The organism is Streptomyces durhamensis, assembly GCF_000725475.1.
Classification (GTDB): Bacteria; Actinomycetota; Actinomycetes; order Streptomycetales; family Streptomycetaceae; genus Streptomyces; species Streptomyces filipinensis.
This window is the reverse complement of sequence record NZ_JNXR01000016.1, coordinates 202,838-227,020: the sequence shown is the minus strand read 5'-3', so window position 1 is coordinate 227,020 and position 24,183 is coordinate 202,838. Positions and strand designations below refer to the sequence as shown.

At 72.4% G+C, this 24,183-nt stretch carries 25 protein-coding genes; 12 read left to right on the top strand and 13 right to left on the bottom strand.

Translation table 11 applies throughout. From position 1 onward, the window contains the following. Positions 1-108: 108 nt before the first annotated feature. The 3 genes from IO33_RS0125430 to IO33_RS0125420 form a co-directional block, all read right to left on the bottom strand. Positions 109-1,290: a carboxylate-amine ligase gene (locus IO33_RS0125430; protein WP_063765779.1), complete on the bottom strand. Its 1,182-nt coding sequence runs from the start codon at positions 1,288-1,290 to the stop codon at positions 109-111. Between the two features lie 345 nt (positions 1,291-1,635). After that, positions 1,636-2,355, bottom strand: coding sequence for an FAD binding domain-containing protein (locus tag IO33_RS0125425; RefSeq protein WP_031168951.1), 720 nt, complete (start codon positions 2,353-2,355; stop codon positions 1,636-1,638). 205 nt (positions 2,356-2,560) lie between these two features. Further along, positions 2,561-3,721 carry a lactate 2-monooxygenase gene (locus IO33_RS0125420; RefSeq protein ID WP_031168949.1) on the bottom strand — a complete coding sequence of 387 codons (1,161 nt, stop codon included), beginning with the start codon at positions 3,719-3,721 and terminating at the stop codon, positions 2,561-2,563. Between the two features lie 114 nt (positions 3,722-3,835). Between IO33_RS0125420 and IO33_RS53585 the strand changes: the two genes are divergently transcribed. The 5 genes from IO33_RS53585 to IO33_RS52695 all read left to right on the top strand — a co-directional run bounded on the left by IO33_RS53585 (position 3,836) and on the right by IO33_RS52695 (position 9,192). After that, positions 3,836-4,870 carry an Lrp/AsnC family transcriptional regulator gene (locus IO33_RS53585; protein WP_031168947.1) on the top strand — a complete coding sequence of 345 codons (1,035 nt, stop codon included), beginning with the start codon at positions 3,836-3,838 and terminating at the stop codon, positions 4,868-4,870. Between the two features lie 180 nt (positions 4,871-5,050). Next, positions 5,051-5,896, top strand: coding sequence for a lipocalin-like domain-containing protein (locus IO33_RS0125410; protein WP_031168945.1), 846 nt, complete (start codon positions 5,051-5,053; stop codon positions 5,894-5,896). 104 nt (positions 5,897-6,000) lie between these two features. Beyond that, complete coding sequence (locus IO33_RS0125405) at positions 6,001-7,782, top strand: glycoside hydrolase family 15 protein (protein WP_031168942.1); 1,782 nt, start codon at positions 6,001-6,003, stop codon at positions 7,780-7,782. A 91-nt stretch (positions 7,783-7,873) separates the two neighbouring features. Next, complete coding sequence (locus IO33_RS0125400; RefSeq protein WP_157857901.1) at positions 7,874-8,812, top strand: serine hydrolase; 939 nt, start codon at positions 7,874-7,876, stop codon at positions 8,810-8,812. Further along, positions 8,788-9,192 (top strand): glycosyltransferase family 39 protein, encoded by a 405-nt coding sequence (locus IO33_RS52695; RefSeq protein WP_051926948.1) that lies wholly within the window; start codon positions 8,788-8,790, stop codon positions 9,190-9,192. Before IO33_RS0125400 ends, IO33_RS52695 begins: the two co-directional genes overlap by 25 nt. Before the next feature lie 136 nt (positions 9,193-9,328). Here IO33_RS52695 and IO33_RS52690 read toward each other — a convergent pair whose 3' ends face one another. Continuing rightward, positions 9,329-9,676 (bottom strand): hypothetical protein, encoded by a 348-nt coding sequence (locus tag IO33_RS52690; protein WP_051926947.1) that lies wholly within the window; start codon positions 9,674-9,676, stop codon positions 9,329-9,331. A 105-nt stretch (positions 9,677-9,781) separates the two neighbouring features. Here IO33_RS52690 and IO33_RS51755 point away from each other — a divergent pair, with 105 nt between their 5' ends. The 4 genes from IO33_RS51755 to IO33_RS51295 all read left to right on the top strand — a co-directional run bounded on the left by IO33_RS51755 (position 9,782) and on the right by IO33_RS51295 (position 13,896). Continuing rightward, the gene (locus IO33_RS51755) at positions 9,782-10,636 is read left to right on the top strand and encodes a mannosyltransferase YkcB-related protein (RefSeq protein ID WP_051926946.1); all 855 of its coding nucleotides are present in this window, start codon (positions 9,782-9,784) and stop codon (positions 10,634-10,636) included. A gap of 137 nt (positions 10,637-10,773) precedes the next feature. Then, the gene (locus IO33_RS0125390; protein WP_031168938.1) at positions 10,774-10,989 is read left to right on the top strand and encodes a DUF4177 domain-containing protein; all 216 of its coding nucleotides are present in this window, start codon (positions 10,774-10,776) and stop codon (positions 10,987-10,989) included. Between the two features lie 161 nt (positions 10,990-11,150). After that, complete coding sequence (locus IO33_RS0125385; RefSeq protein WP_031168935.1) at positions 11,151-13,586, top strand: SpoIIE family protein phosphatase; 2,436 nt, start codon at positions 11,151-11,153, stop codon at positions 13,584-13,586. 154 nt (positions 13,587-13,740) lie between these two features. After that, positions 13,741-13,896, top strand: coding sequence for a DUF6131 family protein (locus IO33_RS51295; protein WP_167349468.1), 156 nt, complete (start codon positions 13,741-13,743; stop codon positions 13,894-13,896). Positions 13,897-14,097: 201 nt separating this feature from the next. On the opposite strand, the gene IO33_RS52685 is transcribed toward IO33_RS51295, so the two are convergent. The 3 genes from IO33_RS52685 to IO33_RS0125365 form a co-directional block, all read right to left on the bottom strand. Next, positions 14,098-14,637 carry a hypothetical protein gene (locus IO33_RS52685; protein WP_245235884.1) on the bottom strand — a complete coding sequence of 180 codons (540 nt, stop codon included), beginning with the start codon at positions 14,635-14,637 and terminating at the stop codon, positions 14,098-14,100. Between the two features lie 133 nt (positions 14,638-14,770). Continuing rightward, positions 14,771-15,523 carry a hypothetical protein gene (locus IO33_RS0125370; protein ID WP_031168931.1) on the bottom strand — a complete coding sequence of 251 codons (753 nt, stop codon included), beginning with the start codon at positions 15,521-15,523 and terminating at the stop codon, positions 14,771-14,773. Between the two features lie 63 nt (positions 15,524-15,586). Further along, positions 15,587-15,997 carry a nuclear transport factor 2 family protein gene (locus IO33_RS0125365; RefSeq protein WP_245235883.1) on the bottom strand — a complete coding sequence of 137 codons (411 nt, stop codon included), beginning with the start codon at positions 15,995-15,997 and terminating at the stop codon, positions 15,587-15,589. A 131-nt stretch (positions 15,998-16,128) separates the two neighbouring features. Here IO33_RS0125365 and IO33_RS0125360 point away from each other — a divergent pair, with 131 nt between their 5' ends. From IO33_RS0125360 to IO33_RS0125350, 3 genes are all read left to right on the top strand, one after another. Next, positions 16,129-16,773, top strand: a complete 645-nt coding sequence (locus tag IO33_RS0125360) for a TetR/AcrR family transcriptional regulator (RefSeq protein ID WP_063765778.1) — start codon at positions 16,129-16,131, stop codon at positions 16,771-16,773. 111 nt (positions 16,774-16,884) lie between these two features. Then, entirely contained in the window at positions 16,885-17,127 is a 243-nt protein-coding gene (locus tag IO33_RS0125355; RefSeq protein WP_209438916.1) for a hypothetical protein, read from the top strand. 105 nt (positions 17,128-17,232) lie between these two features. Then, entirely contained in the window at positions 17,233-17,448 is a 216-nt protein-coding gene (locus tag IO33_RS0125350) for a hypothetical protein (RefSeq protein WP_031168922.1), read from the top strand. A gap of 461 nt (positions 17,449-17,909) precedes the next feature. Here IO33_RS0125350 and IO33_RS0125340 read toward each other — a convergent pair whose 3' ends face one another. Genes IO33_RS0125340 through IO33_RS0125315 form a run of 6 tightly spaced genes read right to left on the bottom strand, consistent with a single transcriptional unit; the run spans position 17,910 to position 24,178 of the window. Then, positions 17,910-18,521 carry a TetR/AcrR family transcriptional regulator gene (locus tag IO33_RS0125340; protein WP_031168920.1) on the bottom strand — a complete coding sequence of 204 codons (612 nt, stop codon included), beginning with the start codon at positions 18,519-18,521 and terminating at the stop codon, positions 17,910-17,912. 47 nt (positions 18,522-18,568) lie between these two features. Beyond that, positions 18,569-19,483 carry a 3-hydroxybutyryl-CoA dehydrogenase gene (locus tag IO33_RS0125335; RefSeq protein ID WP_078963884.1) on the bottom strand — a complete coding sequence of 305 codons (915 nt, stop codon included), beginning with the start codon at positions 19,481-19,483 and terminating at the stop codon, positions 18,569-18,571. A 35-nt stretch (positions 19,484-19,518) separates the two neighbouring features. Continuing rightward, positions 19,519-20,691 (bottom strand): acyl-CoA dehydrogenase family protein, encoded by a 1,173-nt coding sequence (locus IO33_RS0125330; RefSeq protein WP_031168916.1) that lies wholly within the window; start codon positions 20,689-20,691, stop codon positions 19,519-19,521. Between the two features lie 32 nt (positions 20,692-20,723). Next, on the bottom strand, positions 20,724-21,896 hold the full coding sequence (locus IO33_RS0125325) for an acyl-CoA dehydrogenase family protein (RefSeq protein WP_031168914.1): 1,173 nt from the start codon (positions 21,894-21,896) through the stop codon (positions 20,724-20,726). Between the two features lie 34 nt (positions 21,897-21,930). Further along, on the bottom strand, positions 21,931-23,985 hold the full coding sequence (locus IO33_RS0125320; protein WP_031168913.1) for an acetate--CoA ligase family protein: 2,055 nt from the start codon (positions 23,983-23,985) through the stop codon (positions 21,931-21,933). A 1-nt stretch (position 23,986) separates the two neighbouring features. Beyond that, complete coding sequence (locus tag IO33_RS0125315; protein WP_031168912.1) at positions 23,987-24,178, bottom strand: ferredoxin; 192 nt, start codon at positions 24,176-24,178, stop codon at positions 23,987-23,989. Positions 24,179-24,183: the final 5 nt, after the last annotated feature.

Below are 24,183 nucleotides of genomic sequence, written 5' to 3'. Positions count from 1 at the left end.
ACTTCGACGGAGACGACGCCCTCGATGCCGGTGCCGAGCGCGAACGCGGCGATGCCGGCCGGTGGTCCGACGCCGCGGCCCGCACCCGGCAGGAGACCGCCGAGCGGGTCATCCCGGAGGCCCGCCACCCGGCCCCGGTGAACCTACCGGCTCGACGGCGAGGTCGTCCACCACGGCCTCCAGGCGGCCTCCGCACCGGTCCGCGACCCGCCGCTGGCGCGCGCAGCCTGAGCCCGTGAGCTGGACCTCGCTCAGCCAGTCGCCGACGCACTGGTCGTCACCGTACCGGCTGAGGTACGGCTCGACGCGCTTCCACATCTCCTCGACCAGCCGGCCGACGGATGTGGCGGCGCAGTCACGGGTGTGGGTCGCGGGCAGGGTGCCGGTCGGCCCGTGCCGGGCGGCCTGCCAGCACGCCGCCCGCAACAGCAGGTCGGGGACCTCGGGCGCGTATTCGCCGGCGCCGGCGGCTTCGAGGGCGTGTCCGACGAGGCCGCGGACGAGCAGGGCGTACGCGGTGGTGGTCCGGGCGTCGGGCAGCACGTCCGCGATGCGGACCTCGATGGTGGGAAGGTGCGCCGAGGGCCGGACGTGCCAGTACATCATCGCCGAGTCCATCGCCGCCCCGGTGGCCACGAGTTGACCGACGACCCGTGCGTAGTGCGCCGCGCCGCGCAGATAGGGCGGAGGTCCCGCGGCGGGCCACCGGCTCCAGACCACGGAGCGCCAGCTCGCGTATCCGGTGTCCGTCCCGCCGCTGTACGGGGAGTTGGCGGTGAGGGCGAGCAGCAGGGGCATCCAGCCGCGGAGGTGGTTGACCGCGTCCACGGCCGCCTCCCGGTCGGTCACCCCGACGTGCACGTGGCAGGCGTTCACGCCCTGTTCCTGGACGAGGGGCCCGAAGCGGCGGATGAGGGCCAGGTAACGGGGCTGGTCGAGCACGGGCGGTGGCCCGGAGCGGCCGAGGACCGCCGTGCCACTGGGCACCAGGAGGCAGTCGTGCTCGGCGGCTGCGGCGGCTGCGCCCGCGCGTAATCGGAGGATTTCCGTCCGGAGTTCCGCGGCCGTACGGCACACCGCGCTGACGGTCTCCACCTGGGACTGCGACAGTTCGGGTGTGGCATGCGGCGCGCCGAGGTGGGCACGGGCGGCGTGCACGACGGAAACGGACCTGTACACAGCCGACCTGCTGTACCGGTCGGCCAGGAGGAACTCCTCCTCCACACCGACCGTCGGCGGTGCGGTCGCCTCGGGCGGGAACCCGGGCCCGCCGGCGACAACAGGAGTCACGGCATCAAGCGGCTCTGGCACGTCCATCCCCTTCGGGAGACACGGGACACCGGCATCCACTCGTCGCGGGCTCTGCGCGTCTGGTGCTCGATGCTGAGGAGGTCGGGCGCATGGGCCGCTCCCTGCCGGACAACGGGTGGGGACCGCCATGCTGCGCCTTCGGCCGAGTCCGCTGCAAGCGATTGCCAAGCCACCGTCGGGGCACGGGCACGGCGCGTTCGGCGGCTGCCGCGTCCGCGGTTCTGCCGTCCGGACCGCCCGACCGCCCGCCGCCACGCGCCCGCGTTCGAGCTGCTTGGGGCCGAAGCGGGCAGCGACGGGCGAGGCGGCCGGCCATGCGTCTCATCAGTCGGTGTCGTGCTCGCCCAGCAGGTGGATGACCTGTGCGCGGATCACTTCCCATGCGCAGGTCGGCAGGTCAGCGAGGGCGGTCCCGCTCAGCGCGTGCAGGGTCTGGTCGGCGTCGGGATCGCATGTGACGCTGCCGCTGAGCATGTCGTAGCCGTCGCGAACGGCGACCCGCAGGCGGTTGCCGCGGGTGTCGGTCCGTACCGCCGAGGCGACGGCGAGGGGTGGCGGTCCGCCCGCCTCGCCGGCCAGTTTGCGGTACGCGGAGGCGATCGGTTCCCGCCAGTGGAGGCTGACGAGGACGGGACGTTTGGCCACCAGCTCGGCCAGGTCCGTCTCATGGATGCCCTCGGTGTCCAGCACCGTCGCCCGGGCGTCGAGGACGAGCGCCGCGGGCAGCAGGCAGCGCAGCGTACTGCCGACGAGGTTGCCGCCGACCGTCGCCGTGCGCCGCACGGCCCCCGTGCCCACCTTGGCGGCGGCCAGGCGGAGGACGTCGGGTACCCGCTCGTCGATCCGGTGCAGGACCACGGCGCCCCCCACGGTCTCCCGTCCGAGTACGTTGGCCTCCGGCACCTCGCGTAGGGACATGGCCAGGTCGGGGAATCCCTCGCGCTGCCAGTCGGCCCAGACGAGGGTCGCCCCGCCGATCGGCACGGCACCCTCGGCCAGGCAGTCCTGGGCCTCGGTCATGGATGTGGGCAGCCTCAAGAGCACAGCAGCCGACCTGCCTTCCGGAGAACACGAACCCATGGCGGTGGGTGATGTTCTGGCCGACTACCCACCGTCGAGGCAGTCTTCTCGTCCGGGCGGGGGCGCGTACAGGGCTCACACAAGCACGATGTGCGCTGCGCGGCGCGGTTGCCGAGCGCTCCGGGCGCCTCGCCGAGCGGGGCGTCGCGTGCGTACGGATCGTGCGGTCTCAGCGGATGCGCCGGAGGGTGTCGGGGGTGAGGTCGGCCAGGGTCGGATAGCCGTCGACGGCCATGAGGAGGTCGGCTTCCGCGAGCAGCGAGCGCAGGACGTGGACGATGCCGTCGGTACCGTCGAGGGCCAGGCCGTAGGCGTAGGGGCGGCCGATGCCGACGGCGGTCGCGCCCAGGGCGAGCGCCTTGACGATGTCGGCGCCCGAGCGGACACCGGAGTCGAACAGGACGGGCAGGTCACCGGCGGCCTCGACGACGCCGGGCAGGCAGTGCAGCGCGGGCAGTCCGCCGTTGGCCTGGCGCCCGCCGTGGTTGGAGCAGTAGATGCCGTCCACGCCGGCGTCCCTGGCGCGGCGGGCGTCGTCGGGGTGGCAGATGCCCTTGAGGATCAGCGGCAGGTCGGTCATGGACCGCAGCCACGGCAGGTCGTCCCAGGTGAGCGGGTTGCCGAAGGTCTGCGCCCAGCGCATCACCGCGGCTGCCGGGTCGTCCTCGGGTGACCTGGCGAGGCGGGAGCGGAAGACCGGGTCGCTGGTGTAGTTGGCCAGACAGTGCCCGCGCAGCTGGGGGAAGTTGCTGACGGCGAGGTCACGGGGACGCCAGCCGGTGATCCAGGTGTCCAGGGTGATCACGATGCCCTTGAACCCGGCCTTCTGGGCGCGGTGGACGAGGCTCTCGGCCAGCTCCCGGTCGGTGGGGGTGTAGAGCTGGAAGAAGCCGGGGGTGTCACCGAACTCGGCGGCCACCTGCTCCATCGGGTCGACGGTCAGGGTGGAGGCGATCATCGGCACGCCGGTGCGGGCGGCGGCGCGTGCGGTGGCGAGATCGCCGTGGCCGTCCTGGGCGCACAGCCCGATCACGCCGACCGGCGCCATGAACAGCGGCGAGGGCAGGCGCATCCCGAACAGGTCGACCGACAGGTCCCGCTCCTTCGCACCGACCAGCATGCGCGGAACGAGACCCCACTGCTCGAAGGCGGTGACGTTGGCCCGCTGCGTGAACTCGTCGCCGGCGCCGCCGGCGACGTAGGAGCGAACCGACGGCGGCATCGCGGCCTGGGCGAGGGGCTCCAGCTCGGCACAGGTCATCGGCAGTCGCGGTGCCACCCCGTGCAGCCCGGCCAGGTAGATCTCGTTCTGGTAGTCGGCGAACGCCATGGTCCGGTCCCCACTGTCGCGGCCCGCCGGATGCGAACCTCTGGACCTCTACCATGCGAGACTGGCTCTTGAGGGCCGGAGAAACGCAGGATTCTGGCTCGAGGACCGGTGTTGGTGCAGGAAGATGCGAAACGGCTGAGCGAGGAGGACCTCGCCCTGATCCACGCGCTTCAGCTGCGGCCGCGAGCCTCGTGGACCGAGCTGGGCCGCGTCCTCGGGGTCGATCCGGTCACCGTCGCCCGCCGCTTCCACCGCCTCACCGAGCACGGCATGGCCTGGGTCGGGCTCTCCCCCGGACCGCGCATGCTGGAGCGGACATGTGTGTCCTACGCCCAGATCGACTGTGCCCCCGGCGCCACCGCCGCCGTCGCCCAGGCCCTCGGCGGCCATCCGCACATGCTCACCCTGGAGCGCTCCGCCGGCGGCCACGACATCCTCGCCACCGTCGCCACCCGCGATCTGCACGCCCTGTCCCACTACACCCTCGACCTGCTCCCGCACGTGCCCGGCATCACCGCCGTCCACGCCCGGATCGTCACCCACGTGTTCACCGAGGGCGGCCGCTGGCGCATCGCCGCCCTCGCCCCCGACCAGCGTGCCCGGCTCACCGCACCGCCCGCCACCCGGTCGCCCCGGCCCGGACCCAGTGACCTCACCGCCTTCGACCGCGCCCTCCTCGGCCGGCTGGCCCACGACGGCCGCGCCTCCTACCAGGCCCTGGCCACCGCCCTGAGCGTCAGCCTGTCCGCCGTCAAACGACGCATCGAGCAGCTGACCCGACTCGACGTCCTGCGCTTCCGCTGCGACTTCGCCCGCCCTCTCGGCGGCTGGCCCGTCGCCATCACCTTCTGGGCCAAGGTCCCGCCCACCGATCTGCCCGGCATCGGCCACGCCCTGATCCGCCTGCCCGAAACCCGCAACTGCGCCGCCGTCACCGGCCCCCACAACCTCGTCGTGCAGGCCAGCCTGCACTCCGTGGACGACGCCCTGCGCCTGGAGACCCAGCTCACCGCCGCCCACCCCGGCCTCGACATCGTCGACCGCGTCATCACCCTGCGCCATGACAAGCTCCTCGGGCGCCTGCTCGACCCGTACGGCCGCTCCACCGGTGTCGTCCCGCCCGACATCTGGGCCGAGCCCACGATCTGACGGTCCGTCATCGCACCGCCCGCCCGCCGGCCTCACCCGGTCGCCGGGCCGGCCCTCGTCAACCGCCGGGCCCCGCGGGCCGGTTCGGATCACCGACTGGCAAACTGGCCCACCGGTCAGCGGTTCCACCTTCGTCCGTTGACCTCGTGCCGCAACGGCCGCCCCGTGACAGGAGATTCGATGACCACCACCCGCCCCACACTGATCGACGCCGCCGACGGTCTCGCCCCCACCTCCCCCGACAACGCGGACTCCTGGTGGTTCTGCGCCAGGCTGCACGACGGCGAGAAAGCCTTCTGGGTCAAGATCCACACGATGCTGATGCAGGGCGCCTGTCACAGCACGGTCGCGGTGCTCCAGGAAGGAGACGGCCACAGCAGCGGCAAGCAGGCCGTCGAAGCCATGGACGACGTGAAGGTGGCCGCGGACGCGCTCCACATACAGACCTCCGTCCTCGCCGTGAGCGGAGACCTCGACCACCTCGACATCTCGGGGGCGACGGACACCGCGTCGGTGCGGCTCACCCTTCGGCGTGAGGAACCCGTCCTCTACAGCGGCGGCAGCGGAGTGTTCCCCTTCTTCGGCGGCACGACCGGACAGTACGCCCTGCCCGGCCTGGTCGCGTCGGGAACCATCACGGCCGAGGGCACCACCCGTCAGGTCAGCGGACGCACATGGCTCGACCGTCAGTGGGTTTCCGGGGCAACCGAGCCGCCGCGTTTCACCTGGCTCGGACTCGACCTCGGCGAGGGCCGGTACCTGAGTGTCTGGGACACCGTGGGGGACGGCACGTCCTGGCTCACCGAGCTGCGGGCCGACGGCTCCCACCTGATCACCCACGCGCGGCGGGCCGACCACGACGGACACTGGGTGCTGACCGTTCCCGCCCTCGACGCATGCCTCGGCGTCACCCACCGCGGTCTGCCCGGCTCCGAATTCGCCTACACCGGCGCGTGCCATGTGACCGGCACCCTCGCGGGCGAGCAGATCACCGGACACGGCTACACGGACGTCATCGGCTCCTGAGGTCCCGCCGACGACCGGCGGGGCGCGGGACACGAGGCCGTCCTCGCCCCTCCGCCGGCCCAGTGGGCGTTTCCCGGCGGGCCGGGCGGGAAAACAGCAGTGCCATGGGTGACACAGCGGACAAGCCGGCACACATGACGAACGATGCCTGCCCGCCGTGGGCGCTGCGGAGCTACGCCGTCCTCGCCGACGGCGAACGCGGCGCCGTGGTGGACCCCGAGGGCCGGATCGTGTGGCTGTGCGCTCCGCGCTGGCACAGTGACGCGGTGTTCTCCGCCCTGATCGGCGGCGGCGGCTACTTCGGGGTCGTACCGGAGGACCCGTGGCATGTGTGGGGCGGCTACTACGAGGACGGCACACTGATCCGGGTCAGCCGTTGGGTGACCGCCGACGCCGTGGTCGAGTGCCGTGACGCGCTGGCCATGCCGGGCTCGGTGGACCGCCTCGTGCTGCTGCGCCGGATGCGTGTCGAACGGGGCGAGGCACTCCTGAGGCTCAGCCTCGACCTGCGTCCCGGATTCGGGGCGGGCCGGATGCGCGACCCTCGCCTCGCATCCGATGTGTGGACCGCGCACGGCGACGGTCTGCGGATGCGGCTGCTCGGCGCGGGGCGGGCGGCGTGGGACGCGGGGTCGGTCCTGCGCGGTGAGTTCCGCCTGCGCGAGGGCGAGCGGCACGACCTCGTCCTGGAGCTGTCGCAACAGGAGAGCACGGACCGGCTGGATCCGGAGCGGTTGTGGGCGCGGACGGAGGACGCCTGGCGGCGGGCCGTGCCCGACTGTTCCGGCCTGGCCGCACCGCGCGACGCCCGGCACGCCTACGCCGTTCTGCGCGGGCTGACGAGTTCCTCCGGCGGTATGGTCGCCGCCGTCACCACCTCGTTGCCGGAACGCGCCGACACCGGCCGCAACTACGACTACCGCTTCGCCTGGCTGCGCGACCAGAGCTACGCGGGCCTCGCGGTCGCCGCACATGGGCCGCACGAGCTGCTCGACACCGCGGTGCGCTTCACCGCCGACCGCATCCTCGCCGACGGTGAGGGCATGCACCCCGCGTACACCGTGGACGGCGGGCCGGTGCCGGCGGAGCGAGGACTCCCGCTCCCCGGTTATCCGGGGGGCAACGACCGGATCGGGAACCACGCGGCCGATCAGTTCCAGCTCGACGCGTTCGGGGAGGCGCTCCAGCTGTTCGCCGCCGCGGCCCACCACGACCGGCTCACGTCCGAGGCCGAGCAGGCGGTCACGGTCGCGGTCCAGGCGGTGGAGCGCAACTGGCGGCGGCCGGACGCGGGACTGTGGGAACTGGACGAACGGTGGTGGACCCAGTCACGACTGAGTGTGGTCTGCGGTCTGCGCCGCGTGGCCGAGGTGCTGCCCTCAGGGACGGGGCAGCGGTGCGCCGACCTCGCCGAGGCCGTCTTCGCCACGACGCGGCACCGCTGTCTGCGGGACGACGGCCGGTGGCGGCGGGCCGCCGACGACGACGGGCCGGATGCCGCGCTGCTGACGCCGCTGGCCCGCGGCTTCCCTTCCGCCGACGACCCGAGCAACGCGCTCACCCGCCGCTTCATCGAGGACCAGCTGGCCGACGACGGGTACCTCTACCGCTTCGTCCACCAGGACATCCCGCTGGGCGAGGCCGAAGGTGCCTTCCTGCTGTGCGGGTTCACCATGGCGCTGGCCACCGACCACCTCGGTGACCGCGCCGGCGCGCTGCGCTGGTTCGAACGCACCCGGGCCGCCTGCGGGCCGTCCGGACTGTTCGCGGAGGAGTACGACGTGCGTCAGCGCCAGCTGCGCGGCAACCTGCCCCAGGCGTTCGTCCATGCTCTTCTGCTGGAGTGCGCGGTCCGCCTCAACGGCGCCTCGGTGCTGCCGCGCTGAGACACCTGCGCACGCGCACAGGGGACGGGGGCGCGTTCGCCGGTGGCGAATCGTGCCTCCGGAGGTACGCGGGGTGGGCCACCGTGGTCCGGTGATCGAGGACCGGCTGGAGCGGGTGTTCGCCGGGGCCGGGTGCCGGGGCAGCGTGGCCGTCCTGGACATCGACGGACCCGGACGGGTGGCGCTGGGCGACGACGAGCTGGTCGTCGCCGCGTCCACGTTCAAGATCGCGGTGGCTCTGGAGCTGTTCTGCCAGGGCGCCGAGGGGGGTCTGGACCTGACCGAGCGCGTTCGCCTCTCCCCGTCGCGGGCCACACCGGGCGGTCAGGGCTTCTGTGTCTTCGAGGACGACGCCGAGGCGTCGCTGCGCGATGTCGCCCGGATGAGGGTGACGATCAGCGACAACACCGCGGCCGGCGTACTGATCCGCCGGGTGTCGGTGGCGCGGATCCACGCCCGGCTGGCCGGGCTGGGGCTGGACCGGATCCGGCTGGCGGGCACCATCCGGCAGGAGTTCGAGGCCATGGGCCGCGACGCGGGTTTCGGCGGGTGGGCGGAGATGGAGCACGCGATGCGTGCGGCGGGCTCACCACAAGAGGCTGATCGCATCTGGCAGCGCGTGCTGTCCGCGCCGTCCCTGCGGCCGGGGCGCGTCACGAGTGCCACGGCCGGCCACATGGCGGCCCTGCTGAGACTGATCTGGCGGGACGAGGCCGGTCCGGCCGAGGCCTGCGCGGCCGTACGGACCCTCCTCGGCCAGCAGCGGCTGACCCGGCGCATCGCCGCCGGATGGGGTGACGAGGTGCGGGTGGCTGCCAAGTCGGGCACCGTTCCCGGATGTGTCAGCAACGACGTTTCGCGGTCGCCGTGTTCACGAGACCGGCCGAACCCGGTCCGCGGCCGCCCCAGGCCGATTCCGTCATCGGCACGGCCGCCCGGCTGTGTGTCGAGCATCTGCGCGGACAGCACTGAGGACGTCCCGCCCGCGCAACCCACCACGCGGCTGTGCCGGTCCTGCACCGCAGGGTGAGCCGCTGGGCCGGTCCCCACGCGGCACTGATCGCCGACGCGGCGTACCTGGTGACCCCGGTGGCCGTGGGGCTCTTCCGCACCGCCATGGAGGACCCCGCCTTCACGCTGTGCGTGCTGTTGGCGGCGGAGGCCACCCAGCGCGCCGCCGCGGGCGGCCGGCTGCGCCCCCAGGTCGTCGCCGGCGTGTGGGTCGGCGTGGGTTTCCAGGCCAAGATGCTGGAGGCCTGGGCGGTGCTGCCGGCGCTTGCCCTCGTCCACCTGGTGTCGGCACCGATCACGCTGCGCAAACGGCTGACGCACCTCGCGGTGTCCGCCGTGGTGATGACCGCCGTGTCCGCTTCGTGGATGCTCGCGGTGACGCTGGTCCCGGGCCGGTGACCGGCCCTATGTGGATGGCACCACCAACAACTCCGCGTCCAGCACGGTGGTCGGCCGCGACTTCCTGAACCGCTTCTCCTCGCTCGGCATCGACGCCGCCTCCACCGGCAGCGTGAGCGCCACTCGGGGCGGAGGCTCAGGCCGGAGCGGCCAGGCCTCGCGGGCGGCCGGCGGTGCCCTGGGCCGCGCGGGCGGCCGTCATCGTCGTACCGGGATGAGCGGTGCCCCTGTCGCCCCGGGTGCCGGAGGCCGGGTGGTCGGGCGGCCGGGTGGAACCGGGGCCGGCGCCATGGACCGGTGGCGGGTGGGGCGGTGACCAGAACGGCTGGTCGAAGATGTTCGGCGCGTCGCCGGCCTCGCAGACCGGCTGGCTGTACCCGATGGGTGCCCTCGCCTGTGTCTGCGGTCTCCTCTGGCGCCGCGGCACGCCGCGCACCGACAGGCTGCGTGCCGGATTCCTGCTGTGGAGCACCTGGCTGGCCACGTACTTCCTTGTCTTCAGCGCGGGCAGCGTCGCCGGCCACACGCACTACATGGGCGTGATCGCGGTACCCCTCGCCGCGCTCACCGGTGGCGGTGTCACCGTGATGTGCGTGCCCACCGGGCGGGCGGCCGCCGGGCGTGGGCGCTGCCCGGTGCGGTGGCGGCGACGACGGCGTGGAGCGCGTCCGTCGCCGACGGCTTCCCCGCGTTCCTGCCGTGGCTGGCGCCCGTCGCGGGCCTGCTCGGTCTCACCGCCGTCGTCGTGCTGGTGTCGGCCCGGCCCGGTCGTCGTACCGCCTCCGGCGGCAGGCTCGCCCTCGTCGGCCTGACCGCGTCGCTCGTGGCGGGGTTCATCGCGCCGGCGTCATGGGCGGCTCATGTGCTCGGCCCCTCGTACCGGGACTCCGGGATGGGCGCCGTCGGCCCGTCCGGCACGCACCACGGCCACGGTCCGGTGACCCAGGCGGCCGGCCGTACCGGGCGGGTGTCCTGGGACGACGGCACGCAGCGGAACCGAACGGCAGGCCTCGGGGCGACCGGCTTCGGCGGAGGTGGCGAACTCACCGATGACCAGGGCACGTTGCTGTTCCCCATGTCCGCCCACCGCGGTACCGCCGATTACGACTTCGCCGGCTCGGACCGGAGCGGCGCGGCCCCGTACATCCTCGCCACCGGGCCACATGTGCTGCCGCTCGGCGGCTTCACCGGACAGGTGCCCTTCCCGAGCACGGCCCGGTTCCGGCGGCTGGTCGGCTCCGGCAGGCTCACGTACGTCGTGCTGAGCGGCACCCGCCGCGGTACGGGCGGCGCGAGCACGGCCACGGGGCGGATCACCGCGTGGGTCGAGTCGTCCTGCCGTCACATTCCGGCCGCCGCCTACGGCGTCACCACCTCCACCACGGACCCCGGCGCTGCGCGGACCCCCGAACAGACGCTGTACCGGTGCCGTCCCGGGCGGTGAATCCGGTCCGAACGGTCCGTCACGGGACGCCTCGGCAGCCGGCACCGCACCACCGCCTTCTGCCGCGCGGCCCGTTGATGGTTAGCTTGCCCCGCCATGACACGACACCCGGCCCGGGTTCAGGAGGACTCCGCACCATGAGCAGCGGCTACACGTACGAGTACAAGGTCGTCACCTTCCGGGAGTCGCTGATCGGCGACGCGCTGGACAGCGACAAGCTGGAGAAGGTCCTGAACAAGCACGCCGAGGACGGCTGGGGCCTGAAGGCCATCACCTCCGCCGACGTCAAGGGCCGCATAGGCCCCGGAGCCGTGGAGGGGCTGCTGCTGACGTTCGAGCGCCCGCGCGGGTGACCCGTGCGGAGCCGGCCGGGCACGGCCCGCGTGCCCGGCCGGCTCGCCGCGGGATGACACCGGCGGACCGCCCGCCGGACCGGGCGGCCGGTCCGAAGACACGCCCGGGTGCATGTGAGACCGTGGTGTGAGAAAAACCGCCTGCGGATGCGGCCGACACCATGGGTCTGAGGAATGCGGACAACAAGCACCAGGACGATCCGTTCGGCATCACCTCTGCCGCCGTCGCCCTCGTGGACGGGCACGGCCTGATCCGCTACTGGAGTCAGCGGGCGGAGGACCTTCTCGGATATCCGGCGGCCAGTGTGCTGGGGCACCCCGCGGCCTCGATCCTCATGAGCGAGGACTCACCGGCGTCCGCGCTGTCCACGGCGCGGCGGCTCAGCGAGGGGTGGGAGGGCGTGATCACCGCGCGTCACCGTGCGGGCCACCCCGTCGAGCTGGCCCTGCGGGCGTGTCCGCTGAGCGCCGAGCAGGGCGCCGCATGGCTCGCCGTGGCCTGTGACGTCTCCGACTCGCGCCGGTGGGAGCTCGACCAGGCAGTCGTGCGCGGTCTTCTGGAGGAGTCCCCGATCGGCATCGCCGTGCTCGACAGTGAGCTGCGCTTCCAGTGGGTGAACCAGGCGCTGGTCACCATGGAGGGTCTGCCGGCCCACCTCGGGGCCGACCGCGCCGTCGCACCGACCGGGCCGGGGCAGGTACCGTCGGCCGTGGACTGGCAGGCGCGCCAGGCACTGATGTCGGGTCGGGTGACGCCGGCCGTGGAGCACGTGCCGCCCCCGCACGGCAGGTTCCGCCGAAACGCGCAGGGACACCTCAGGCTCCGCTCCTCATTCCCGCTCAGGGACGTCGGTGGCAGGACGCTCGGTGTGTGTCACACCGCCGTCGACTTCACCGCCCAGGACCGGGCACGCGAGCGGCTCGCCCTGCTCAACGAGGCGGCGCAGCGCATCGGCACCACCCTGGACCTCGACCGGACGGTGCAGGAACTGGCCGAGGTCCTCGTACCGCAGCTCGCCGAGTTCGTGGCGATCGACCTCTTCCAGGGCGTCCTCGCGGCCCGTGACCTCACCCCTGGGCCGGTCACCGGTGGCACGCTCCAGCGGGCGGTGCACCGGTCGATCCGCGAGGAGGCGCCGGAGGTGATCGTGCCCATCGGCGAGCCCACCGACTATCCGTCGATGTCCCCGCAACGACGGTGCCTGGCCACGGGCCGGCCGATCCTCGACCCGGTGCTGGAACCGACCACATGGTGGCTGGCCGGGGATCCGCAGCGCCTGGCGAAGCTCGTCTCCGTCGGTGTGCACACGCACCTGGTGGTGCCGCTGCGGGCCCGGGGCGTGACCATGGGAGTGGTCACGCTGCTGCGCTGGGAGAACCCCAACCCGTTCGACGAGGACGACCTGCTGCTCGTGGAGGAGCTGGTGGCACGCGCCGCGGTGTGCGTGGACAACGCCCGGCGCTTCGTCCGCGAGCACCACGCGGCCCTGGCCCTCCAGACCAGTCTGCTGCCCCCTGATCTGCCCGATCACTGCGCCGTCGAGGTCGCCTACCGCTATCTGCCGACCGACGCCGAGGCAGGCGTGGGCGGCGACTGGTTCGACGTCATCCCGCTGTCCGGCGCCCGTGTGGCCCTGGTCGTGGGAGACGTCGTCGGGCACGGCATCCACGCGGCGGCCAGCATGGGCCGGCTGCGTGCGGCCGTACAGACGCTCGCCGATCTCGACCTGCCCCCCGACGAGCTCCTCGCCCGCCTCGACGACCTCGTCCTGCGTCTGGCGGACGAGGCGGAGGCAGCCACGGACGGACCGGTGGTGATCGGCGCGACCTGCGTCTACGTCGTCTACGACCCGATCACGCGAAAACTCAGCGTGGCGCGCGCCGGACACCCCACACCCGCCATCGCGCACCTCAGCGAGCCGGTCGAACTGCCGGACATCCCCGCCGGTCCCCCGCTGGGACTGGGCGGTCTGCCCTTCGAGTCGGCCGAGATCGAGCTGGAGGAGGGCAGTGTCGTCGCGCTCTACACGGACGGCCTGATCGAGGCCTCGGACCGCGATGTCGACGTCGGATTCGAGCGACTCTGCTTCGCCCTGGCCCACCCCGACCGGCCGCTGGAGGAGATCTGCGACACCATGGTCCGTATTCTCCTGCCGGACCATCCGCACGACGACGTCGCCTTCCTCATCGCCCGGACGCGCGCCCTCGCCCCCGACCGCGTGGCTTCCTGGGAGGTGCCCGCCGATCCCCGGGCGGTGCACGAGGCCCGCGACAACGCCGCCCGCCAGCTGGCCGCTTGGGGGCTGGAGAGCGTCGCCTTCACCACCGAGCTGATCGTGAGCGAGCTGGTCACCAACGCCATCACGCATGCGGGCGGACCGATCGGTCTGCGTCTGATCCACGAACGGGCGCTCATCTGTGAGGTGTCGGACTCCAGCAACACCTCCCCCCATCTGCGTCGTGCCCAGAGCACCGACGAGGGAGGGCGCGGGCTCTTCCTGGTCGCGCAGGTCGCCCAGCGCTGGGGCACGCGGTACACCGCCACGGGCAAGACCATCTGGGCGGAGCAGCAGTTGCCGAGCGGCGGCTCTCGCTGAGTCGACTCCCCGGGCTGGTGGCCGGGTGCGTGCGGTGCTGCTCGGTCCGGCCACCGGCGTCCGGGTTCCCAAGATTTCCGGTCAGCGGATGATGAGAAGTTCCACTTCGGGGCACCCGCAGGGGTAGGAGCGATTCTTCAACAGGAGGCGCGTCATGATCGCCCTCGGTATCATCCTGCTCATCGTCGGTTTCGTCACAGGTCTGTCGATCCTGTGGACCATCGGGATCATCCTCGTGATCATCGGCGCGGTCTTCTGGATCCTGGGCTCCATGGGGCACGCGGTCGCCGGCCGACGCCACTACTGGTAACCCTCAAGCCCTCTCCCGGCCGCCGGGGCGGAACCTCCCGGCTCGCGTCCGAGGAGCCACCGGCGGAACGGCGGCGCACACAGCCCGCCGGCCCGCCGGCGGACGCGTGCCAGCCCCGGTGGCCCCTGGAGAAACTCACCGCGCTGGTACAGCCTCTGGTGTCCTTCAGGGGTGGCTGCGCAGCGCGGGTGTCCGGGTGCGTCACCGCCGCTCGGACAGGGAACGGGACTGGTCGGACCAGTTGCGGATGTGTTCGGTGTGCTCGCGGTTGTTGCAGGCGTCGTCCACCGATTCGTCGGTCCACGGCGCGGCCAGGGGAACCAGTCCGAGTGCCTGCTTGCAGAGGTTGGCGGCGGTGAACGGCCGGCCGGCGACATTGATGCGGCCGTGGTTGGGGTGGCTGCCGTCGGCGTCGTCGGCGGCGTGAGCCGGGGTGACGACGGCGAAACCGGCCACGGTGAGCGCGGCGAGCGCATTGATCTTCTTCATAGCCTGGTCAACGACGTCGGATGGGCCCATGTCACGCCGGTACTTCTCGTTCCATCGGGTGATCCCGGTGCTCGGTGTGTCCAGCGCGTCGTCCGAAGTGCCGAGCACGACGATCATCTGCCTGCACCATCCGCTGTGACAACAGGAGCAGTTGGGCCATGAGGGGGCCTGGTCGTCGTCCGCGCTGCCGGACACCAGCGTGTGTCCGTCAGGGCCGAAGTCCAGTCCCGGGGCCCAGCTGCCGTGCTGCACGAGGTGATCGTGCCGCGGCCGTCGGGAGTCAGGGCGGCGGTGGCCCGCCGCCGCACGCGAACGGGATCGCTCCCGCTGATCACCGACCGGACCGGTGCGTCCGATCAGCTGCTCGGCCCCGAGTGGACATGCCTCACGTCAGCGGGAGTGCCCTGACGCCCGGCAGGATGGGAAGGAGGTCGTAGCCCTGCGTGCCGGCGGCGCAGACCGGGGTCGTCTGGGCCGTCGAGGAGACCTTTGTCCCGGTCGAGAAGGGCCCGGCCCCGCCCAGCACCGTCGTGAGGTGGTCGGTGTTCGTGGCCGAGTAGTACACGCACTGGTGCAGGTTGAGGAAGCTCCCGGCGGTCAGGTCCAGGGCCTTCACCGAGGACAGGTTCGGGACGATGGCGTAGTTTCCGTCACCGCTGCCGCACCTGACGCTCGTTTCGGGCGTGTTGGAGATGTCGGTCCCGGCCAGGAAGCGGCCGTCCCTGCTCGGTACCACCGTCGTGAAGTAGTTGACGGCGGATGCCGAGTAGTAGGTGCACTGGTGCAGGTTCAGATAGCGGCCGCCGCGCAGGTCCAGCGGCTTGACGCCCGACAGCAGTGCGATGAGGCCGAAGTTTCCGTCGCCGCCGCCGCAGGTGGGCGCGCTGTCCTGGGTGTCGGAGACGTTCGTGCCGGCGAGGAAGCGGTTGTCCTGGCTCGGCACGAAGGTCGTGAAGTGGTCGGCCGCCGACGCCGAGTAGTACAGGCACTGCTGCAGGTTCAGATACCTGCCGGCGAGTTGCGGGGCGCCGTGGGCGGGAGCGGTGGTGACCGCACTGGCGAGGCTCGGCGCGAGCGCCAGCGCGAGGGCGCCGACGGCGACGGAGAGCCACTTTCTGACGTGTAACTTCTGGCGCACTCTCGTCTCTTTTCTCTGTGAGGTGAAGCGGGGGAAGAACAGGTTTCCGCGAGATGACGCGTGTCAGCCGGCCTGGGCCGGATCCGTCAGCTGGGCGACGATCGACGCACCGTCCAGCCAGACGTTCTCCCGTGAGATCCGGCCGGCCCGGAACTCGAAGACGTGCAGGATCCGGAAGGAGATCCGCCGGCCGTTGCCCGGGAGGCCCATGAAGGCGGTCGGGACCGTACCCGTCATCACGTTCTCGATGGTGACGGCGTCCTCGGCGTAGTACGTGTGGGTGCGCTCCTCCTTCTCGGCGCGGAATTCCTTGCACAGCCGGCGGTAGAACTCCAGCGCCGCCGGGATCCCGCGCTTCGGGCCGCCGGGATCGCCCACCACGTCGTGCTCGATGTCGTCGGTGTACATCGCGACCGACCCTTCCGGGTCGCCGCGCTCCTCGGCGGCCATGTGCTGCCGGATGAGAGCTTCCATTTCCTCGGGTGTGGTGGAGCCCATGAGAGGCCCCCTCTCTTCTCGCGCCGCACGCCTGACGGCTCGCGACCCCCGTAGTGAGACAGTGCTACCGTAATGAGAAAGAATTCTCACAACAAGAGGGCATTCTCATGACGCATGGGGGCGCGCGAAGCACTGAGGGCGCGAAGCGCCTGGGAGAGGGTCGCCGGAACCAGAAGCTGCGCACCCGGCGCGCGCTCATCGACGCCGCGGTCGCCCTGCTGCGGGAAGGCCGGACGGTCACGATCGCGGAGGCCGCCGAGACCGCCCGGGTGTCCACCGCCACGGCGTACCGCTACTTCTCCCGCCCCTCGGACCTGCTGCTGGAAGCCCGCACGCTCATGAGGGCCCCGGACGTCCTGGCCGGTCTGCCGGAGGAACCGGCCGAGCGGCTCGACGCGGTCGTCTCCCGGATCGCGGATGTGCAGCTCGGTGACGAGGTCATGTGGCGGGCGTTGCTGCGGGCGAGCATGGACCGCTGGCAGCAGGTCGAGAAGGGCGAGCGGGCCGACGACATCCCCATCCGCAACCGCACCCGCCTGGACCTGACCCGCACCGCCCTGGAACCCCTCGCCGACGTCCTCCCGCCCGCCGAGCACCGTCGGCTGACCATGGCGGTCACCCTGGTGTACGGGGTGGAGGCGCTCATATCGACCCGCGACGCGTGCGGACTCGACACGGACGAGGCGAAGGAGGTCATGCGCTGGGCGGCCGGCGCGCTCCTGGAGTCCGCACTGCGGCACGCGGAGGCATAGAGGGCAGCGGTACGACAGCTCCAGCCCTGTGCGGGACCCGCGACGGCTCTACCCGATCGGCCGGTGCGTCCGTGGTCGCCTCGGCGGACGCGGCGTTTAGGATCCGTGCCCGTGGCAGAGGTCCCGGATGAGTTGATCAAGCTGGAACGATCCGCCGAGGAAGAGCGCGCGAAGCTCGCGGGTCTGACCGGTGACGAGTACGACGCCCAGTTGAGTCGCTGGCGCGAGGCGTCCGACGCCGTCCAGGCGGCCATCACCGCACACGCCGGAGCCACCGGGGCCAACCGCTTCGACGTGGAGCAGGCCGTGAAGAAGGCCGTGCGGCATGCCCAGGAGGACCCGGCCGTCGAGTAGCGGCGCGTGACCCGCCGCCGGTCGGGCGGACTCGGGCGGCCGGTGCAGGCGTATTCGGCCATACTGGCCCAGAGTGGCACCCCTCCCGGCGACAAGGAGCACGGTATGCCGACGGACCCGGTAGGACGATTCCTCGCAGCTCTCGCCCCGGATCACCGGGAGGCGGTCGGCGCCAAGCCGCGCGAGGAGCAGGAGATGCTCGCGGCGGCCTGGGAACGGGAACTGGAAGCGGACGACGAGCTCGACACCCTCGACGAGCTGTCCCCACCCGCCGCGGAGGCCGAGGCGGCCCGCCGTGTCCTGGACCGCGGAGCCGGCTAGCGCCCCGGGGACTCCGCGTTCCGCCATGCGTCCTCGCCGTCCCCCGTCGCCGGTCCGGCGGCAGTCCGCGGACGGCGTCAAGTGCCGTCGGCCTTCCCGCCGTTGCCGCGCACGCGCAGGTGTACCGCGAGCGGGGAGCGCTCGCCGGGGCCGGTGAGGCGGAGGGCCCGGCGGTCGGCCTCGGCGGCCTCCCCGTCGCGACCGTGGTCGCGCGCGGGAGCGAGGCGCGGGTGGCGGGGAACAGGTGGGGGCGGCGGCCCAGCCGGTCCACGCCGGCCTCGGCCTGGGCCGACACGGCGGCCGGGCCGTCGAAGTGGCCGACCGCGGCGGTACGGTGTGACCGATCACGGACGGCACGGTGGGGCCGACCGCGGCAGCCCGGTGGGGCCGACCGCGACGGCACGGTGGGGCCGATCACGACGGCCCGGTGCAGGCGGGCGACCGGTGCGTGTGCCCGGGACTCACTCCTCCGGTATGCCGTCGGTCAGGCCCAGCGCCGTGGACACATGGCGCCAGATGGAGGCGAGGGCGCTGTCCAGGGTGACCGCCGGGTCGCGCAGCATGAGGCGGATGCCGTAGCCGTCGCTCAGGGACAGCACGAGTGTGCAGAGTTCGTCCACGTCGGTCGGCTCGAACTCGCCGGAGGCGATGCCGCGCCGTACCGCGTCGGCCACCCAGGTGTGCAGCTGCGCGTACAGGTCCACGGCGTAGGTCCGGGTGGCCTCGTCGCGCAACGCCCGGACCCACAGTTCCTGCCAGAGCCGCCAGTCCTGGTGCAGTTCGGGATCGGTCGGCAGCAGGTTGCGCACGATGCGGGCCAGGATCACCGCCGCAGGCGCCGTCCCCGCGTCGCGTTCCACATCGGTGGCGGTGTTGGCGAAGGAGTGGGTCATCGCCTCGGTGAACAGCTTCTCGCGCGTATCGAAGTGGTAGTGCAGCAGGGCCGTCGACACGCCGGCCCGCTCGGCGACCATGCGCATCCGGATCTTCTCGAAGCCGATCTCGGCGATGGCCTCGCACGCCGCGGTCAGGATGCGCTCGCGCGTGTCTGCCGTGCGCACCTTGGTGGACACCCTGCGGCTCCCCTCGTTCGGTGGTCGTACGCCATGACCATCTTCCCTCAGCTTTCCCTCACCGCGGGCCCCGCCGGTGCCGCCGTCTCACGCTGCGGCGGTCCGTCGTACGTGTGGAAACCGCGCCCGGACTTCCGCCCCAGCAGTCCGGCCTCCACCATCCGGGACAGCAGGGGCGGCGGTGAGTACTGCGGTTCGCGGAACTCCGCGTACAGCGACTCGGCGATGGCCCGGGTGGTGTCCAGGCCGATCAGATCCGCCAGGGCCAGCGGTCCCAGCGGGTGCGCGCAGCCGAGGACCATGCCGCGGTCGACGTCCGCCACGCTCGCGCTGCCCGACTCCACCATGCGGATGGCGGCCAGCAGATAGGGCACGAGCAGCGCGTTGACGATGAACCCGGCCCTGTCCCGGGTGCGCACGACCTCCTTGCCCAGGGTGCCGGTCACGAACCGCTCGGCCCGCGTCGCGGTGGTGGACGAGGTGAGCAGCGACGGGACGAGTTCGACCAGGCTCAGGACCGGTACGGGGTTGAAGAAGTGCACACCGATGACGCGGTCGGGGCGGCTGGTCGCGGAGGCCAGCCGGATGACCGGGATGGAGGAGGTGTTCGTCGCGAGGACGGTGTGCTCGCCCGTGACCAGGGGGTCGAGGCGGGTGAAGACGTCGACTTTGAGGCGCTCGTCCTCCGCCACCGCCTCGATCACCAGGTCGCGGTCGTGCAGTGCCGCCATCTCGTCGACCACGGTGATCAGATCGGCGGCGGCCTCGCGCCGTTCGGCGGTGAGCCGGCCGTGAGCGGTGGCCCGGTCGAGTGAGCGGGTGATGCGCAGGCGGCCCGCGCGGGCCGCCTGCGCGTCGCGTTCCACGACCGTGACGGGCAGGCCAGCCCGCGCACAGACCTCGGCGATGCCCGCACCCATCAGGCCGCAGCCGACGACTCCGACGCGTTCGATGCCGCTCATGCGAGGTCCCCTTCGGTCCGTGTCAGCCGTTGTCATCAGGCGGTGGGCAGGTCCAGGACACCCGAGCCGCGCTTGATCAGCTCGTTGGCGATGATCAGCCGCTGGATCTCGGAGGTGCCCTCCCAGATCCGGTCCACGCGCAGCTCCCGGTAGAGCCGCTCGACGGCGTACGTACGGTCGTAGCCGCGGCCCCCGTGGATCTGCAGGCACCGGTCGATCACGCGGCCCGAGGCCTCGCTCGCGGCGAGCTTGGCGATGGAGGCCTTGGCGTGCAGCGTCTTGCGGTCGTCGGCGGAGGCCTGGTCGACCTCCCACGCGACCTGGTGGGTGTAGGCGCGGTTGACGGCGATGTCCACGGCGCAGTCCGCGAGCATGCCCTGGATCAGCTGGAACGAGGCGATCGGCGCCCCGAACTGCTCGCGCTCCACCGCCCAGTCACGGGCCAGCTCCAGGGCGCGCTCGGCTGCGCCGGTGGTGCGTGCCGCGATCATCAGCCGTTCCTCGGTGAACCAGGAGCGGGTGATGTCGTAGCCCTCGCCGATGCCGCCGAGCACCGCGTCCTCGGCGACCTGGACGTCCGTGAAGGTGAACTCGGGGTGCTCGTAGACGAAGGTGTGCATGAAGCGCGGCACGCGTGTCATCTCGATGCCGGGGGTGTCCTTGTCGACGAGGAACAGCGTCGGTGCGCGCTCGGGTCCCGCGGCGGCCAGGACGATCATGAAGTCGGCGTGGTCGCCGACGGTCACGAACCACTTCTCGCCGTTGAGTGCCCAGCCCCGGTCGTTCTTCGTCGCCGTGGTGGCCAGGTTCTGCGGGTCCGAGCCGGCGCCGGGTTCGGTGACGGCGTAGCAGTCGCGGCGCTCGCCCCTGATCACCGGGATGAGGAAGCGTTCCCGCTGCTCGGGGGTGCAGAACCGGAGCGCGTTGGCGGGCCGCCACACCATGTCCCACAGGGCGCCGGTGAGCCGCCCCAGTTCCTCCTGCACGGTGACCTGCTCGGCGATGGTGAGTCCGGCGCCGCCCCATTCGGCCGGCATGTTGACCGCCTGGAGGCCGGAGTCGAGCACCGCGTCGCGGATCTTGGCGTGGGCGTCGGCGGGCAGTCCGTTGTTCTCCTCGCACTGGTTCTCGTAGGCGGCGATGACGTCGGTGAGGGCGCGGGCGTCGGCCTTGAGCTGTGCCTGGCGCGGGGTGAGACGGAAGTCCATGGAGGTCCTCGCTTTGCGGTGAAGGGGTGGGGTCAGTGCGTGGGCAGGGCCAGGGCGCGGGTGCCGCGCTTGATCAGCTCGTTGGCGATGATCAGCCGCTGGATCTCGGAGGTGCCCTCCCAGATCCGGTCGACGCGCAGCTCGCGGTACATGCGCTCGACGGGGTAGGTGCGGTCGTAGCCACGGCCACCGAAGATCTGCAGGCAGCGGTCGGCGACCCGGCCGGCGGCCTCGCTGGCGGCGAGTTTGGCGGTGGAGGCCTTGGCGTGCAGCGTCTTGCGGTCGGTGTCCGGCTGATCCGCCTCCCAGGCCACCTGGTGGGTGTACGCGCGGTTGACCGCGATGTCCACGGCGCAGTCCGCGAGCATGGCCTGGATCAGCTGGAACGAGGCGATCGGCGCCCCGAACTGCTCGCGCTCCACCGCCCAGTCACGGGCCAGTTGCAGGGCGCGCTCGGCTGCGCCGACGGTGCGCGCGGCGATCATCAGGCGTTCGTCCGTGAACCATTCCTTGGTCAGCTCGTAGCCGTTGCCGACGCCGCCGAGCACGTCCTCGTCGGCCACGAAGACGTCGGTGAAGGTGAACTCGGGGTGCCCGTTGACCGCGGAGTGCATGAAGTGCGGCAGCCGGGTCATGGTGACTCCGGGGGCGGCCTTGTCCACGAAGAAGAGGGTGGGCAGCCGGTCCGGGCCGGCGTCGGCCTGCACCAGCAGGAAGTCGGCGATGTCGCCGCAGGTGACGAACCACTTCTCGCCGTTGAGGAGCCAGCCTCCGTCGGTGCGGGTGGCCGTGGAGGTGCCGGAGGAGGGGTCCGAGCCGGCGCCGGGTTCGGTGACGGCGAACGCGTCGAACTTCTCCGCGCGGATCACGGGCAGCAGGTACTTCTCGCGCTGGCGTTCGTCGCCGTACGCGAGGACGTTGGCGGGCCGCCAGGGGATGTCCCACAGGCAGTTGGTGACCTTGCCGAACTCCTCCTCCACGATGACCTGGTCGAGGAGGCTGAGACCGGCGCCGCCCCACTCGGCGGGCATGTTGATGGCGTAGACGCCGGCGTCCATGGCGGCCCGGGTCAGTTCGGTGACGAGTTCCCGCGGAAGGGGGCCGCCGGCCTGCTCGGACTGGTCCTCGTAGCGCATCAGCAGCCGTGCGTAGGCGGCGGCGCGGCGCTTGAGGCCGGCCTGTTCGGGGGTGTAGCGCATGTCCATGGGGCCTTCTTCGGTCGGGTCACGGCGGGTGTGGTCAGGCGAGTACGGCGCGGGAGTCGAGGGCGAGGACCCCGTGCGGGCTGACGAGCAGCGGGTTGACCTCGATCTCGGCGATCTCCGGGTGTGCGGCGGCGAACGCGGTGATCGTCTCGACGGCCGCCGCGGCCGCGGCGACGTCGACGGGGGGTCTGCCGCGCACCCCGTCGAGCAGGGCGGCGGTGCGCAGCCCGCGCAGCAGCCGCAGGGCGCGGTCGGCGGTCACGGGGGCCAGGGTGAAGGCGACGTCGTGGAGGGCTTCTGCCAGCACTCCGCCCAGGCCCACCATGGCGACGGGGCCGAAACGGGGGTCGCGGTTGACGCCGACGATCAGCTCGATGCCGTCGGTCAGGTCCGCCATTGCCTCCACGGAGTAGGAGGGGGCGCCGAGGCGGGCGTGCATCTCCCGGAAGGCGGCCAGGAGTTCGTCGGGTCCGGCCAGGCCGAGTGCCACGCCGCCGGCATCGGACTTGTGCAGCAGATGGAGGGCCTTGAGGACGTACGGTCCGGTGAACCCCTCGGTGGCGGCCAGCAGTTCGGCCTCGCCGTGGACCTCCCGGGCGGCGGGGAAGGGGAGTCCAGCCGCTTCGAGGGCGCCGCGGGTCTGCAGGTAGCCGCTCTCGCGCAGGGGGGCGGCGGGGAGGGGAAGGGGGGTCACGCCGTTGTGCGCGGCGCGGGGTGCCGCGGCGGCGAGGGCGCGGGCGGCGTCCTCGGTGGCGGAGAAGACCGGGATCCCGGCGGCGGCGAGGGTGCGGCAGCTGGGCGAGGCGGGGTACATGGACTGCACCACGAGCGGTTTGGCGGTGGCGCGGTGGAGGTCGGCGATGCGGCGCGCGGCGGCCTGTTCGCCGTCCGCGAGGACCGTGCCGCCTCCGCCGAGCCCGCCGTCGGCGGCCGCGTACCCGCCGAAGTAGCCCGTCATGAGGACGGCGTCGGCCTCCTCGGCCGCCAGCAGCGCGGCGACGGTCTGGGCGTAGGAGCCCGGGTCCTGCTCGCCCATCCCGGCGAGGTCCACCGGATTGGCGAGGGCCGACTGCTCCCACAGGACCGTGCGCAGCTGGTCCCGTGTCGGCGGGTGCAGTTCGGGGACGGTCAGGCCGGCCGACTCGACGGCGTCGGCGGCGATGACACCGTGGCCGCCGCCGTCGGTGAGGACGGCGACCCGGCGGCCGGCCGCGCGTCGTGCGCCGTGCGACGCGGCGAGGACGACGGTGAGTTCACGCGGCGTGGCGACCAGTTCCACACCGGCGTCCCGGCAGGCCGCGCTCACCACGTCGGCGGAGGTGGTCAGCGCCCCGGTGTGGGACTGGGCGCTGCGGGCGGAGGCGTCGCCGCGTCCGGCGGTGAGCAGGACCACGGGTTTGCCCGCCACGGCGGCCGCCTCGGCGAAGGCGCGTCCGTCGGCGAAGTCCTCGGCGTAGACCGCGATGGCGCGGGTGCCCTCGTGCCGGGCGCAGTCGGTGAGCAGGTCGACCAGGGTGACGTCGGCCTGGTTGCCCAGCGAGACGAAGCGGGAGAAGCCGAGACCGTGCGGGCGGAAGCGGAGCTGGAGTTCCAGGGCGAGGTTGCCGCTCTGGCTGAGCAGTGCGACACCGCCGGGGGTGAAGGTGTCGGAGGCCAGGAAGAGGTCCGTGGTGTTGTCGGCCAGCCCCAGGCAGTTCGGTCCGACCATCACGGCACCCGCGGCACGGACGCGGGCGGCGACGGCGCGCTGGCGGGTCCGTCCCGCGTCGCCGGTCTCCGCGAAGCCGGCGGTGATGGCGACGATGGCCCGGGCGCCGCAGGCGAGGGCCTCGTCGACGGCGTCCTCGAAGCCGGCGGCGGGTACGGAGACCACCGCCAGGTCGACGGGTTCACCGATCGCGCTGAGGCTGGGGGCCGCGGTGCGGCCGAGGACCGTGCCGCCGCGCCGGTTGACGAGGTGGAGGGGGCGGCGGCCGTCGGCGCGCAGGGCTTGTGCGGCGATGGCGTGGCCGTACTTGGCGGGGTCGTCGCTGGCTCCGACGACGGCGACGGAGACGGGGTCGAAGAGTGCCGACAGGTCGCGTCCCATGTCACTTCACCAGTCGCAGCGCGGAGTTGGGGCAGGCTGCCACGGCGGCTTCGGCGGCGTCGGCGCCCCCGGCCGGCACCTCGCTCAGGGGCACCTGCGCATACCCCCACTCGTCGAGGTCGATCAGCTCGGGCGCGGGTTCCTTGCAGAGGCCGTAGCCCTGGCAGCGGGTGGAGTCCAGCAGGAGTTTCACGGTGG